We start from the raw sequence: 14,059 nt of genomic DNA on the forward strand, positions 1-14,059 counted from the left end.
TGTCCGTCGCGGGCAAACCGGGAGTCCTGCCAGTTACTTCCTGAGCGTCGGCGCCGTACTGTGGATCGCATGCACGCGTTTACGCACGCCAAACCAGCCAGCTACCAGCAGCACCGCCAGCAGTGGAATTGAGCCAATGGTGTAAGTGCCGTTCGGATAATCGAAGGCCATCAGCACCAGCACGCTGAACAGGAACAGCAGCGTCAGCCAGGAGGTGAATGGCGCCCCCGGCATTCTGAAGCTCACCTTCGCCGCTTTTCCTTCCTTGATCGCTTTGCGCAGACGCATCTGACACACCACGATAAAGCCCCAGGAAGCAATGATCCCCAGCGACGCGACGTTAAGCACGATCTCAAACACCTGCGACGGCACCAGATAGTTGAGGAACACCCCCACCACATACACCGCCAGCGTCGCCAGGATCCCGGCGTAAGGGACGTGGTGACGGCTCATTTTCGACATAAACTTCGGCGCGGAGCCCCCCATCGACATGGAACGCAGGATACGTCCGGTGCTGTAGAGGCCGGAGTTGAGGCTGGAGAGGGCGGCGGTTAACACCACGATGTTCATTACGCTGCCGATATACGGTACGCCCAGTTTGGAGAAGAAGGTGACGAACGGGCTCTGTCCTGCCTGGTAGGCGGTCCACGGCAGGAGCAGCACCAGCAGCACCACCGAACCGACGTAGAACAGGCCGATACGCCAGATCACGCTGTTGATGGCCTTCGGTACCATCGACTCCGGATCTTTACACTCGCCGGCCGCGGTGCCCACCAGTTCAATGGAGGCGAAGGCAAAGACCACGCCCTGCACCAGCACCAGCGCCGGCAGAAGGCCGTGAGGGAAGAAGCCGCCGTTATCGGTGATCAGATGGAAGCCGGTGGCATTGCCGTCCAGCGGCTTACCAGAGCCGAGGAAAATGGTGCCGACCACGAGGAACGCAACGATCGCCAGCACTTTGACCAGCGCGAACCAGAACTCCATCTCGGCGAACCATTTTACGCCGATCATGTTCATGGTACCGACGATCGCCAGCGCGCCGAGGGCGAAGACCCACTGTGGCACATCGCCAAACGCGCCCCAGTAGTGCATATACAGCGCCACGGCGGTGATATCGACGATCCCGGTCATGGCCCAGTTAACGAAGTACATCCAGCCGGCCACGTAAGCGGCCTTTTCACCGAGGAATTCCCTGGCATAGGAGACGAAGCTGCCGCTCGAGGGGCGGTGGAGAACCAGTTCGCCGAGGGCGCGAAGAATAAAGAAGGAGAAGATGCCGCAGACCAGATAGACCAGGGCGAGCGCTGGCCCTGCCATTTGTAAACGTGCCCCGGCACCGAGGAACAAACCGGTACCGATAGCGCCGCCGATGGCGATCATCTGTACCTGACGGTTGCCCATCGCTTTGTGATAACCCGCTTCATGTGAGTTGAGCCAGTGGCGTTTCGCAGCATGGTGCTCCGCTGCAGTGTCGTGTTTCGTATTCATTGATGTATCAGTTTCCTGTCAATGCCCATGTTTGCAGCCGGAGTGGATGACGGCTGGCACATTATGCTGGCTTTCTCATCATTCTGACGTAGGAGATAAGCTCAGACATGGCGCTGAATCCTACACGTAACGTAATAGTTACGCACCTAAAACATTTACCGATAGCATTTGACAGATTTATCAATGAGATCAGCGTCGCAGAGTTTCCAGCAACAGAGTGAAAGCGCTGGTATGCTGGCGTCGACTGGGGTAGTAGAGATGGTAGCCGGGGAAGGTGGGGGTCCAGTCCGCCAGCACTTGCACCAGCCGGCCACTGGCTAAGGCCTCCGCCACGCAGTCATCCGGAACGTAGGCCAGACCGAGGCCCGCCTCCGCCGCATCGATGCGCTGCGGCAGGCTGTTGAGGATCACTTGCCCCTCCACCCGGACCTGGATATCCCGGCCGTCGCGGGCAAACTCCCAGGCGTAAAGTCCACCTCGTGTCGGCAGGCGCAGATTGATGCAGCGATGCTGCGCAAGATCCCAGGGCGTCTGCGGCGTACCGGCCTGCTGTAGATAGGCTGGCGAACCCACTACCGCCATCCGCATATCCGGGGCAATGCGCACGGCAATCATCTCTTTCGCCACCTGTTCGCCGAGTCGCACCCCGGCGTCAAACCGGCCATCCACGATATCCGTGAGGCCATTATCAACAGTGATTTCGATGTTAATATCCGGATATTGCAGCATAAATGGCTTTAGCGCCGGCCAGAGTACGGTGCTGGTGGCATGCTCCCCGGCGGTGATGCGCAGGTTGCCCGCCGGGCGTTCGCGCGTATCGCGCAGCGCGGTCAGCGCCCGCTCCATCTCCTCCAGATGCGGACCGAGGCGCTGAATGAGTCGCTCACCCGCCTCGGTCGGTACCACGCTGCGGGTGGTGCGGGTCAGCAGCCGCACATCGAGACGCGCTTCGAGATGGCGCATGGCATGGCTGAGCGCCGACTGTGACACGCCGAGCTGGGCCGCTGCGCGGGTAAAGCTGCGCTCACGCGCCACCACCATAAAGGAGAGCAGATCGTTTACGTTCTCTTTTAGCATAATCTTTCCGGATTGATGAATACCGCTCACAGGTACGCAGAGTGTAAGCCCGACGGAGGGGAGGCGCCAGTCTGATAGCCGGACGCAGTGGAGCAGAATGATCACGACGGTTAACAACGCAGGGTTTAATTCATCAAGACGGTGAATGTAATGTAAGATGTCCAAAAAACTGCAGCGCCAGGCGAACCCACACAATGACACCCTTACACTTTCATAAATATCACGGGCTGGGTAATGATTACCTGGTATGCCATCGCGACGTTGCCGAACAGTTGAGCAACGAGCATATTCAAATGCTGTGCCATCGCCACTATGGCGTGGGATCGGATGGTCTGCTGATCGACAGCGGCGATCAGATCAATCCCACACTGCGTATTATCAATCCGGACGGCTCTGAGGCGGAGAAAAGCGGTAACGGGCTACGGATCTATGCGCGTTATCTTTTTGATATCGGTCGTGTTGGCCATGAGCCCTTTCTGGTACACACGGCGGGCGGTGACGTTTATTGCACTGTGCATGGCGATGTTCATCAGATTAGCGTCGACATGGGGCGGGCGAATTTCAATCCGGCGGCGCTGCCCGCCTTAGTGAATTTGCCTGAGGCGGTGAATTATCCTTTGCCGCTGGCGGATGAAACCCTGTCCGTCGTGCTGGTCTCCATGGGCAATCCCCACTGCGTTGTCCTCGTCGATAAGCTCGACCTGGCGCAGGTTCATCGTTTAGGGCCGCAAATCGAAAACCATTCCTTGTTCCCCAAACGCACCAATGTCCAGTTCGTGGAAGTTATCGATCGCCATACGCTAAAGATTGGTATCTGGGAGCGGGGCGCGGGGTTCACGATGGCCTCCGGGAGCAGCAGTTGCGCGGCTGCCAGCGCGATGCGCCGGTTAGGGAAGGTGGACGATCGGGTGGATGTCAACATGCCTGGTGGTCAGCTGCACATCACCTTCGACGCGGATTTTCAGGTCCGTATGCGTGGCCCGGTGCATAAAATCGCCAGCCTGACGCTGGATAAAGACTGCTTTGTTGGCGGCAGCGCCATCTTCACTGGCGCTGCATAACAGATGGCGCGGTCAGCCTGAAATTAACTCTCCTGAGGATCAGCCGACGGCCCGTTTGCCGAACAAACGATGGTGGCATGATCCCACCAGGCATTGTGCTTAACATCGGTGGCAAGGACGCTAAACTGCGCCTGCTGTATCTCATTCAGTAAAGCCGGGAGGGGTTTAAGCGTACGCCAGGGCTGCCCCTCTTTCAGGAGATGATGCTTGACAGGATCGTAAGTGGCGAGGTCTTCAGCATAACGAGGAAGCCCGCACATCGAGCCGATCACCAGCCGGCCTGCGGGTTTCAGCAATCTTCTCGCCTCGGCGAAAAAACGGCGACGCTCATCTTCCAGCAGACAATGTAAACAGCTGCCATCAATGATTAAGGCAAACTGGGCATCCTCACATTGAGAAAGATGACAGACGTTGCCGACGAAAAATGTGGCGTCCAGACCCGCTTGCTGAAAACGGTCTTCCGCCCAGCGGATCGCCGTTTCGGACACATCAACACCTGATACGGCATAGCCTCTTTCCGCCAGATACTGGGCTGCCATGGCACCATTGCCACATCCCAGTTCAAGTACCGGCGCGCCGGGAGCGGGTAAATAGCCATGGGCATCCAGCCAATGAAATATTTTTTCTTGTTGTATCTTTGCCCTGGCAAAACCATCACCCGCCCAGGCGCTGGCTCCGTTGGCTAACAGTTGTCTGTAGCGGGCTTCATAGGGGTTCATCCTGAAAACACCTTTTATCATTGATAAACATCACTACTATATACGCCATTTAACATTGAAATAAGTATTCGTTTGGCTACCAGGGAGAAACAGAGATGAACATCAACGTGGTCGGCACCAGCGGCTCAGGCAAATCCACTCTGGCCCGGCGCCTGGCGCACAGGCTGGGACTACCCTGGATCGAGCTCGATCGCCTGTACTGGCGGCCGAACTGGCAGGGCACGCCGGATGAGGCGTTTTTCGCCGCTATTGCCGCCGCTACGGCCTCGCCGGGCTGGGTGCTGGATGGCAATTACAATCGCAGCCGCAGCGTCAAATGGCGCGAGGTGGATCTGGTGATCTGGGTCGACTATAGCCTCTGGCGGACGCTGCGCCAGGCGGTGTGGCGGGCGGCGAGCCGGGCGTGGCGACATCAGGAGCTGTGGCCGGGCACGGGCAACCGCGAGAGCTTTCGCCGTTCGTTCTGCAGCCGGGAATCCATTATCCTCTGGACGCTGAAAACCTGGCGGCAGAATCGCCGACGCTATCTGGCCGATATGCAGGATCCGCAATATCGTCATATTCGCTTCGTCCGGGTGCGCAGTCCGCGGCAGGCTGAGGCGCTGCTCCGCGAGCTGGAAGCGCAGCGATCAGGCGGGCATATCTAATTTTCAGCAGTACACATGTGAATTAATTGTTTCTCAATAGTTAGCAGAGATTTTAATAATGCAGGCACGTACTTTCATATGAGCCTGCGAAATGTCTTATCGAATCAGTATCCTGGATAAAAGTCCGCTTGCCGCCGGGGAAACCGCCGCGCAGGCGCTGGCGCGAACATTAACGCTGGCGCAACACGCCGAAGCCTGGGGCTATCACCGCTTCTGGGTCGCCGAACACCACAATACCGATCAGCTGGCGAGCCCCTCGCCGGAGCTGGTTATCGCCTGGCTGCTGGGCCACACCCGGCGCATTCGCCTCGGGTCCGGCGGCGTTATGCTCCAGCACTATAGCCCCTATAAAGTCGCGGAAAACTTTAACCTGCTGGCCGCCATCGCCCCGGGTCGCATCGATCTCGGGGTCGGCAAAGCGCCTGGCGGCCTGCCGCTCTCCACCCGCGCCCTGCAGCAGGGCCTGCATCAGGAGGAGAAAGGCACCTTTGCCGATCAGCTGGCGCAGCTGGATAACTGGCTGTCGCTGACTGAGCCAGGGGGAGAGGAGAGCCTGCGCGCCACGCCGATCCCGCCGCGTCGGGCCGACGGATTTCTGCTCGGCGCCAGCCTGGAGAGTGCGGAACTGGCCGCCCGTCTTGACTGGAACTTCGTGTTTGCGGCCCATCTCAATGGCGACAGCGCGCTGCGCCGCACGGTGATCAACCGCTGGCGCGAGCTGAGCCCGCGTGAGGCGATCGTCGCCGTGCAGGTGGTGGTAGCTGACGATCCGGCCACCGCCGCCGCGCTGGCGCAGCAGGTCGAGGTGTGGGGCGTCGAGCTGGAGAACGGCCAGCGGGTGACCGTCGGCAGTGAGGCTCAGGCCGTCGCCTTTGCCCGCCAGGCTGGCAGCCGGCCGACACGCATCCACCGCCGCGAATCTTCACTGATCTCCGGTACTCCCGAACAGGTTAAAGCCCGGCTTGACGCGCTGCAGGCGGAAGATCAGCTGGATGAATTAATCATTGATACCCCCATTAGCGACGGGCCAGCGCGCCTGCACTCCCTGCGCCTGCTGGCGCAGGCTCACTACGGCAAGGAGGTGCTGAATGTCCTTTGAACAACAACTGATTAGCTGGCGGCGCGAGCTGCACCAGAACCCGGAACTCTCCCTGCAGGAGGTAGCCACCACCGCGCGGATCCGCGACTGGCTGCAGAGCGGCGGGCTGACTCTGCTGCCTTTCGATCTGAAAACCGGGCTGGTCGCCGAAGTCGGCAGCGGCGACAAGGTGATTGCCCTGCGGGCGGACATCGACGCGTTGCCCATCGAGGAGGCGACCGGTCTGCCTTACCGCTCGCAAAATGAAGGGGTGATGCATGCCTGCGGCCATGATATTCACACCAGCGTGATGCTGGGGGCGGCGCTGCTGCTGAAGGAGCGGGAAGCGGAACTCCCGGGGCGGGTGCGGATCCTGTTTCAGCCGGCGGAGGAAAATTTTGGCGGCGCGAAAACCCTGATCCGCGCCGGGGCGCTGGAGGACGTGTCGGCGATCTTTGGCATGCACAATGAGCCCGGCCTGCCGGTGGGCGAATTTGCCACCCGCGGCGGCGCGTTCTACGCCAACGTCGACCGCTTCGTCTTCAAAGTGACCGGGAAGGGGGCGCATGCCGCCCGCCCACATGAAGGAAAGGATGCGATCCTGCTGGCCAGCCAGCTGGTGACGGTGCTGCAGAGCGTGGCCAGCCGGGAAGTGAACACCCTCGACTCGGTGGTGCTCAGCGTGACGCGGATCCAGGGAGGCAATACCTGGAACGTGCTGCCGGAGAGCGTCGAGCTGGAAGGAACACTGCGCACTCACAGCAGTGAAGTGCAGCAGCGGGTCAAGGCCCGGGTCAGCGAGATCGCGGCCGGTTTCGCCAGCGCCTTTGGCGCACAGATTGACGTCTTCTGGTATGCCGGCCCGACGGCGCTGGTCAATGACGCCCGCTGGGCCGACTTCGCCAGCGACGTGGCGGCCCAGGCCGGGTACCGCACCCATCACGCCGATCTGCATCTCGGTGGCGAAGATTTTGCGGTCTATCTTCAGCATATTCCCGGGGCGTTCGTCAGCATCGGCAGCGCCAGCGAATATGGTCTGCACCATCCGGCATTTAATCCGGACGAACGGCTTATTGCGCCCGCAGCGCACTATTTCTCTCAGCTGGCGGAACAGGCATTACAACATATTTAATGGATGACAGGGGAAGGGGTAACTATGTCTGAAAATCGACAATTGCGTCTGGGAACGATATTACATGGCGCATCGGGAAATATGTCCGCCTGGCGTCATCCGGCGGCGCAGGCGGACGCCAGTATTAATTTTAACTTTGTCACGCAGACGGCGTTAAAAGCGGAAGAGGGGAAGCTGGATTTTATTTTTGTCGCCGACGGGTTATATATCAATGAAAAATCGATTCCCCATTTTTTAAATCGCTTCGAACCTTTAACGGTACTTTCCGCGCTGGCCGCGGTCACCCGGCGTCTGGGACTGGTGGGGACCTTATCCACTTCGTACAGCGAGCCGTTTACTACCGCCCGCCAGTTCGCCAGCCTCGACCATTTAAGCCAGGGACGGGCGGGGTGGAATGTCGTCACTTCGCCGCTGGAAGGGTCGGCGAAAAACTTCTCCCGGGCCCAGCATCCGGATCATGCGCTGCGCTATCGCATTGCCGATGAATATCTGCAGGTGGTGAAAGGCTTATGGGATTCATGGGAAGAAGACGCCTTTGTGCGCAATAAGGAGACTGGCCAGTTCTTTGATAAAAATAAACTGCATACGCTCGATCACCATGGCGATTTCTTTAAAGTGGCCGGGCCGCTAAATATTGCCCGCACGCCACAGGGACGGCCGATTATTTTCCAGGCCGGCGCGTCGGACGACGGCAAGAAATTAGCCGCACGCCACGCCGATGCCATTTTTACCCATCAGGAATCGCTGGCCGAGGCGCAGGCATTTTATCAGGATGTCAAAAGCCAACTCAGCGCATATCAGCGCACCCCGGACCAACTGCATATCTTCCAGGGCGTCAGCGTCATCGTCGGGGATGACGCCGAGGATGCGGAACGTCAGTACCAGACTACCGCGGCGCTGGTTTCCATCGAGGATGCGCTGAATTATCTGGGGCGGTATTTCGAACATCATGATTTTTCGCAGTATCCGCTTGATGAACCGTTCCCGGATATTGGCGACCTCGGACAAAACAGCTTCCGCAGCACCACCGACGAGATTAAACGTCACGCCCGCGAGCGGGGATTAACCCTGCGCCAGGTGGCCCTGGAGGCAGCGAGTCCGCGTCCGCGTTTTACCGGCACCGCCAGCGATGTCGCCGATGGCCTGCAATTGTGGTTCGAACAGCACGCGGCGGACGGTTTCATTATTCAGGGCGGCACGCCGGAAACCTTCCCGCGCTTTGTGGATGAGGTGGTTCCGCTGTTACAGGCGCGCGGCCTGTTCCGTCGCGACTATCCGGGCACCACCCTGCGGGAAAGTCTGGGTCTGGCGCTACCTGCTAATCAATTCCAAAAATAATAAAAGAGAATCACGCTATGCAGAAAACAACACTCTTGCTGGCCGTCGCGTTGGCATTTAGCGCCTCGTCGTGGGCCCAGGACGTCAAGATCAATGGCACCGGGGTGAGCCTGGAGGCCAACAAAACGCCGATTCACACAGCGAAAAATCCACAGGCCATTGCGCTGTTGCCGAAAGATCTGCATCTGGCGGTGCCGGGGAAATTCACCGTCGCGGTGGCAGCCCTGAACTCACCGCCGCTGACGGTCTTCGCCGATGACAACAAAACCCTGCTCGGCAGCGAGACGGATATCGCCCGGCTGGTGGCGGAGAGCCTTGGACTGGAAGTGAACGTGGTTCCTACTTCATGGGAAGACTGGCCGCTGGGGGTTACCTCCGGCAAATATGATGCCGCGATCAGCAATATTACCGTCACCAAAGAGCGCAAAGAGAAGTTCGATTTCGCCACCTACCGTAAAGACTCGCTGGGCTTCTACGTCAAAAGCACCAGTCCGCTGAACAAAATTGACAAGGCGGAGGACATCGCCGGGCTGAAGATTATCGTCGGCTCCGGTACTAACCAGGAGGCGATCCTGCTGGCGTGGAACGCGGAGAACGTCAAGAAGGGGCTGAAGCCGTTTACCCCGGTCTACACCAAGGATGACGCCGCCCAGACGCTGGCCCTGCAGACCGGGCGCGCCGACGCCTTTTTCGGCCCCAACGTGATTGGCGCATGGAAGGCGGCGCTGACCGGCAAAACCAAACTGGTGGGCAGCGTCGATGGCGGCTGGCCGAAAGCGGCGCATATCGCGGTGACGCTGAAAAAAGACAGCGGGCTGGTGAATGCCGTCCAGGCGGCGCTGAACGGCGCTATCGCCAGCGGCGATTACGCCAAAGTGCTTAACCGCTGGGGCGAAGGGGTGGAGAGTATTCCGCAATCAGAAATCAACCCACCCGGACTGGGCGACTGACAGGAGGCGCGATGAGCGAAGCATTCCGCGATATTTCTCCGGACGCACCGGAGCTGCAGCCGATTATTAGCGGGCTGTTTGCCGAATATGCCGCCCGCTACGGCGACTATTTTTCCCGCGATGCGGAAGTGGAGTTGACTGAGTGGTATTTGCCGCCGCAGGGGCTGTTTATCGTCCTTGAGCGTGAGGGAGAAATTATCGCCACCGGCGCTTATAAACCGAAAGATCGCCACACCGCGGAGATCAAACGTATCTGGACGCACCGCCGTCTGCGCCAGCAGGGGCTGGCGGCGAAGGTGGTCCAGGAGCTGGAACGGCGGGCGGTGCTGGCCGGGTACAGCCATATCTACCTGACCACCGGCTTCCGTCAGCCGGAGGCGGTAAAGCTCTATCTCAGCCAGGGGTATGAGGCGCAGTTTGACCTCACGCGAGACCCGGAAGAGTACAGTCAGCCGCCGTACGATGGCCGGCTGCGGTTCACTAAAGCGCTGGCGGTGAGCGCCTTCAGTCACAGCGCTTGAGGAGGCATGATGCATTCATCTGAAACAATAAAAGTGGTGCCGGCGCGCTATCCGCTGCGGGTGGTCGGGGCCCTGGTCGCCCTGCTGGTGCTGGCGGTGGTGATCCAGTCGGTGGCCTTTAACCCGCGCTGGGAGTGGGGCGTCTTCGCCCGCTGGTTCTTCGACCCGGTGATCCTCGAGGGGCTGGGACAAACCCTGCTCCTGACCCTGCTCGGCACGGTGCTGAGCGTGATCTTCGGCGGCCTGCTGGCGCTGGCCCGCTTATCCTCATCGTGGCTGCTCAGCAGCCTCGCCTGGGGTTATATCTGGCTGTTTCGCTCGCTGCCGCTGATTGTGGTGCTGATTATTCTGTACAACTTTTCCTATCTCTACGACACCCTGTCGCTGGGGATCCCCTTTACCGGCGTCACCTGGGCCAGCTATCAGACCATTAACGTGCTGGGGCAATTCTCCACGGCGGTGGTGGGCCTGACGCTGGTGCAGAGCGCCTATACCGCGGAGATTATTCGCGGCGGCTTTTTAGGGGTCGACCATGGGCAGTATGAAGCCGCCGCTGCACTGGGGCTTCCCGCCTGGCGACGTACGCTGCGCATTATTCTGCCGCAGGCGCTGCGCACCATCCTGCCCTCCGGCTTCAATGAGATCATCAGTCTGGCCAAGGGAACGGCGATGGTGTACGTCCTGGCGATGCCGGAACTGTTCTACACCATCCAGATGATCTACAACCGTACCCAGGAGGTGATCCCGCTGTTGATGGTCGGCGCCGCCTGGTATCTGGCGATCACCAGCGTTCTCTCCGCCATTCAGTATCTGGTGGAACGCGCCCTGGCGCGCAGCGAGCGCCGCTCGGCGGTAAACAGCGCCCGCAGCAGCCGTCTGAATCAACCCGCACGTCAACCACAGCCGCAGGAGGCCGTTCATGCCCAGCTCTCATAATGGCCATATCTCTATCACCGGGGTCAGCAAATACTATGGCCGCCACAAGGCGCTGGACGATGTGTCGCTGGAGATCCCCCCGGGCACGGTGACGGTGATCCTCGGCCCTTCCGGCTCGGGCAAGTCGACGCTGCTGCGCACCATCAATCACCTCGAACGTGTCGATGAGGGATTTATTCAGATTGACGGCGACTATATCGGTTATCGCCGCAAAGGCGACAAGCTGTATGAGATGAAAGAGAAGGAGATCCTCCGCCAGCGGATCAACGTCGGCTACGTGTTCCAGAACTTTAACCTGTTTCCGCACCTGACGGTGCTGGAGAACCTGATAGAAGCGCCGATCGCCCACAAGCAGGTCACGCGCAAAGAGGCCATTGCCCGCGCCTATGAGCTGCTGGACGTCGTCGGCCTGCGCAATAAAGCCGACGCCTGGTCGCGGCATCTCTCCGGCGGCCAGCAGCAGCGTATCGCGATTGCCCGGGCGCTGGCGCTGGACCCGCGGGTGATCCTGTTTGATGAGCCCACCTCGGCGCTGGATCCCGAGCTGGTGGGCGAGGTACTGGATGTCATCAAGAAGCTGGCGCGCTCCGGTACCACCCTGGTGGTGGTGACCCACGAGGTAGGCTTTGCCCGCGAGGTGGCCGACCAGGTGGTGTTTATGGTCGACGGCAGGATCGTCGAGCAGGGCAGCAGCGACGAGGTGCTCAACCATCCGCAGCATCCGCGTACCCGACAGTTTTTATCCAGGGTACTGCCGTCATGAACAGAGCGCTAATGACCCTTGTTCTCAGCGCTTTTGCCATGAGCGCTCACGCGGCGCTGGATCTGCGTGCCAATGAGCAGCCATTGCCGGTCACCCGCGACCCGCAGGCGATAGCGAAAATTCCGCCGGGCTATCGCTTCGTCGAGCCGGGGACGCTGACGGTGGCGATCTCGGCGCTCAATTCGCCGCCGCTGGCGCTGCTGGCCAGCGACAACCGCACGCGGATCGGCAGCGACCCGGATATGGCCCGCCTGCTGGCCGGAAGCCTTGGCCTGAAACTCAGGCTGGTGCCCACCGCGTGGGAGGACTGGCCGCTGGGCATCGCCTCCGGCCGCTACGATGTGGCGCTGATCAATATCGCGGTAACCGAGAAGCGCAAAGAGAAGTTCGATTTTGCGACTTACCGGGTGGACTCCCTGGCCTTCTCGGTGAAATCCACCAGCGACATCGCCGCGGTAAACGGACCCGCCGACCTCGCCGGGCGCAAAGTGATCGTCGGGTCCGGCACCAATCAGGAGCGGATCCTGCTGGGCTGGAATGAGGACAACCGTGCCGCCGGACGGCCGCAGGCCCAGCCGGTCTACCTGACCGATGATGCCTCCGGCAACCTCTATATCCAGTCCGGGCGAGCGGATATCTTTTTCGGCCCGCAGTCGGTGGCAGCCTATAAGGCCGCCCTTAACGGCCAGACCCGGGTGGTGGGCCTGGGGCCGAAAAAAGCGTGGGTGGCGACAACCACCAAAAAAGGCAACGGCCTGGTCTTTGCCCTGCAGGCAGCCCTCGACGGGGCGATTGCCCGCGGTGAATATCAGCAGGTGCTGGCGCGCTGGGGAGAGCAGGGCGAGGCGGTGGCGCAGTCGGTGGTCAACCCGCCGGGGATAACCTACTAAAAAACCGCTGTTTCGCCGGAGTACGACGCGAAACAGCGGAGGCGAATGCTCGCCAGGGTCTTCAATCAAACGGTGCGCGGAGTGAGCGTCAAGCGATCCAGCGGCCCAACGATAAACAGATAGGAGAACAGGCCAAGCACGCCCATGGAACCGACGTAGAGGATGGCGTAATCAAACGAGTGGGTGTTGGCGAGGATCACCCCGATGACCAGCGGGGTAATGATGCTCGCCAGGTTGCCGCACATATTGAACACGCCACCGGCAATACCGAGCATCTCTTTCGGCGAGGTGTCGCTCAGCACGCACCAGCCGAGGTTCCCGAAACCTTTGGCAAAGAACGCCAGACTCATGGCGGCGATCACCACCACTTCCGAAGAGGTGTAGTTGGCGACGACAATGACGCAGGAGAGCAGCATGCCGCAGATCACCGGGAGCTTACGGGCGGTGGTCAGACTGTAACCGCGTTTCAGCAGCCAGTCCGAAAATACGCCGCCCAGCAGGCCGCCGATAAATCCAGCTATGGCCGGGATACTGGCGACAAACCCGACCTTGAGGATTGACATGCCTTTGGCCTGGTAGAGGTAAGTCGGAAACCAGGTGAGGAAGAACCAGGTAATCGATGTGACGCAGAACTGGCCGATATAAACCCCGATCATCATGCGATTGACGCAGACGCTTTTAATCTGCGCGAGAGTTAATTTTTGCGGCGTTTTTTGGCTACCTAATTCCGGTACGCCGCCGCCTTCACGAATATAATCGAGCTCCTGCGGGTTAATTTTAGGATGATGTGAAGGATCCTTAACTTTTACCAGCCAGAATATTCCCAGCACCACCCCGATAGCGCCAATATAATAAAAGACATAGTGCCAGCTTAAATTATGCAGAATGATGGTCATCAGCGGCGTAATAATGCCCAGCGAAATATACTGCGCGGCCTGATAGACCGAGGTGACAAATCCACGCTCTTTATTGGGGAACCACTGGACGCTCAGGCGACTGTTGGCCGGAAAAGCGGGTGCTTCAATGGCCCCCATCATCAGACGCAGGAGCACCAGCACCACCAGCGGACTGGCAAACAGATAAACAGTGCCCTGAAACATAGTGACGACCGACCAGCCAATCAGCGCGCAGCCGTAGACCAACCGCGAACCATATTTATCCAGCAGCCAGCCGCCGGGGATTTGCATAATGACGTAGGAAATACCAAACACCGAAAAGGCCAGGCCCATTGCTTCAGGGTCAAAACCTAACTCTTTACTCATCATCGGCGCGACAACGGACAGGGTGGCCCGGTCAGCATAATTAAATACGGTCGCGAGAAATAAAAAAACCAATATACCGTAACGCACGTTGCTGCGTTTTATTTGCTGTTGCATGTTATTCAACTCCTTTGCAGGGTTGTGAAGACACGTCATCTTTCATGCCGCTTTGATGCTTGCTGACGGATTTCGTGTATTGC

12 protein-coding genes and 1 pseudogene are annotated in these 14,059 nt (G+C 59.4%); 9 read left to right on the forward strand and 4 right to left on the reverse strand.

All coding sequences use genetic code 11. The features are described from left to right. Nucleotides 1–33 precede the first annotated feature (33 nt). Both ansP and R0140_RS12380 read right to left on the reverse strand, forming a co-directional pair. Nucleotides 34–1,488: an L-asparagine permease gene (gene ansP / locus R0140_RS12375; protein WP_008804699.1), complete on the reverse strand. Its 1,455-nt coding sequence runs from the start codon at nt 1,486–1,488 to the stop codon at nt 34–36. Between the two features lie 189 nt (nt 1,489–1,677). After that, nucleotides 1,678–2,565, reverse strand: coding sequence for a LysR family transcriptional regulator (locus tag R0140_RS12380; protein WP_008804700.1), 888 nt, complete (start codon nt 2,563–2,565; stop codon nt 1,678–1,680). A 194-nt stretch (nt 2,566–2,759) separates the two neighbouring features. Here R0140_RS12380 and dapF point away from each other — a divergent pair, with 194 nt between their 5' ends. Then, the gene (gene dapF / locus R0140_RS12385) at nt 2,760–3,626 is read left to right on the forward strand and encodes a diaminopimelate epimerase (RefSeq protein ID WP_008804701.1); all 867 of its coding nucleotides are present in this window, start codon (nt 2,760–2,762) and stop codon (nt 3,624–3,626) included. 23 nt (nt 3,627–3,649) lie between these two features. Here dapF and R0140_RS12390 read toward each other — a convergent pair whose 3' ends face one another. Beyond that, on the reverse strand, nt 3,650–4,345 hold the full coding sequence (locus R0140_RS12390) for a class I SAM-dependent methyltransferase (protein ID WP_032735769.1): 696 nt from the start codon (nt 4,343–4,345) through the stop codon (nt 3,650–3,652). 95 nt (nt 4,346–4,440) lie between these two features. Between R0140_RS12390 and R0140_RS12395 the strand changes: the two genes are divergently transcribed. The 8 genes and pseudogenes from R0140_RS12395 (at nt 4,441) to R0140_RS12430 (ending at nt 12,600) form a co-directional block, all read left to right on the forward strand. Beyond that, the gene (locus R0140_RS12395; RefSeq protein WP_023297715.1) at nt 4,441–4,992 is read left to right on the forward strand and encodes a P-loop NTPase family protein; all 552 of its coding nucleotides are present in this window, start codon (nt 4,441–4,443) and stop codon (nt 4,990–4,992) included. Nucleotides 4,993–5,083: 91 nt separating this feature from the next. Continuing rightward, nucleotides 5,084–6,091 (forward strand): MsnO8 family LLM class oxidoreductase, encoded by a 1,008-nt coding sequence (locus R0140_RS12400; protein WP_023297714.1) that lies wholly within the window; start codon nt 5,084–5,086, stop codon nt 6,089–6,091. Beyond that, nucleotides 6,081–7,202: a M20 peptidase aminoacylase family protein gene (locus R0140_RS12405; protein WP_032735767.1), complete on the forward strand. Its 1,122-nt coding sequence runs from the start codon at nt 6,081–6,083 to the stop codon at nt 7,200–7,202. The genes R0140_RS12400 and R0140_RS12405 overlap by 11 nt, the downstream gene beginning before the upstream one ends. Before the next feature lie 24 nt (nt 7,203–7,226). Beyond that, nucleotides 7,227–9,490: pseudogene (locus R0140_RS12410) on the forward strand (NtaA/DmoA family FMN-dependent monooxygenase). An 11-nt stretch (nt 9,491–9,501) separates the two neighbouring features. Continuing rightward, nucleotides 9,502–10,011: a GNAT family N-acetyltransferase gene (locus R0140_RS12415; RefSeq protein ID WP_008804708.1), complete on the forward strand. Its 510-nt coding sequence runs from the start codon at nt 9,502–9,504 to the stop codon at nt 10,009–10,011. A 9-nt stretch (nt 10,012–10,020) separates the two neighbouring features. Continuing rightward, nucleotides 10,021–10,947, forward strand: a complete 927-nt coding sequence (locus R0140_RS12420; protein WP_008804709.1) for an amino acid ABC transporter permease — start codon at nt 10,021–10,023, stop codon at nt 10,945–10,947. Next, nucleotides 10,931–11,710, forward strand: a complete 780-nt coding sequence (locus R0140_RS12425; RefSeq protein ID WP_008804710.1) for an amino acid ABC transporter ATP-binding protein — start codon at nt 10,931–10,933, stop codon at nt 11,708–11,710. Before R0140_RS12420 ends, R0140_RS12425 begins: the two co-directional genes overlap by 17 nt. 38 nt (nt 11,711–11,748) lie before the next feature. Beyond that, nucleotides 11,749–12,600, forward strand: coding sequence for a transporter substrate-binding domain-containing protein (locus R0140_RS12430; RefSeq protein ID WP_162494483.1), 852 nt, complete (start codon nt 11,749–11,751; stop codon nt 12,598–12,600). A gap of 65 nt (nt 12,601–12,665) precedes the next feature. On the opposite strand, the gene R0140_RS12435 is transcribed toward R0140_RS12430, so the two are convergent. Then, nucleotides 12,666–13,976 carry an MFS transporter gene (locus R0140_RS12435; protein ID WP_012968087.1) on the reverse strand — a complete coding sequence of 437 codons (1,311 nt, stop codon included), beginning with the start codon at nt 13,974–13,976 and terminating at the stop codon, nt 12,666–12,668. Nucleotides 13,977–14,059: the final 83 nt, after the last annotated feature.

The sequence above is a fragment of the Klebsiella sp. w6 genome (assembly GCF_033100215.1).
Lineage (GTDB): Bacteria > Pseudomonadota > Gammaproteobacteria > Enterobacterales > Enterobacteriaceae > Klebsiella > Klebsiella variicola.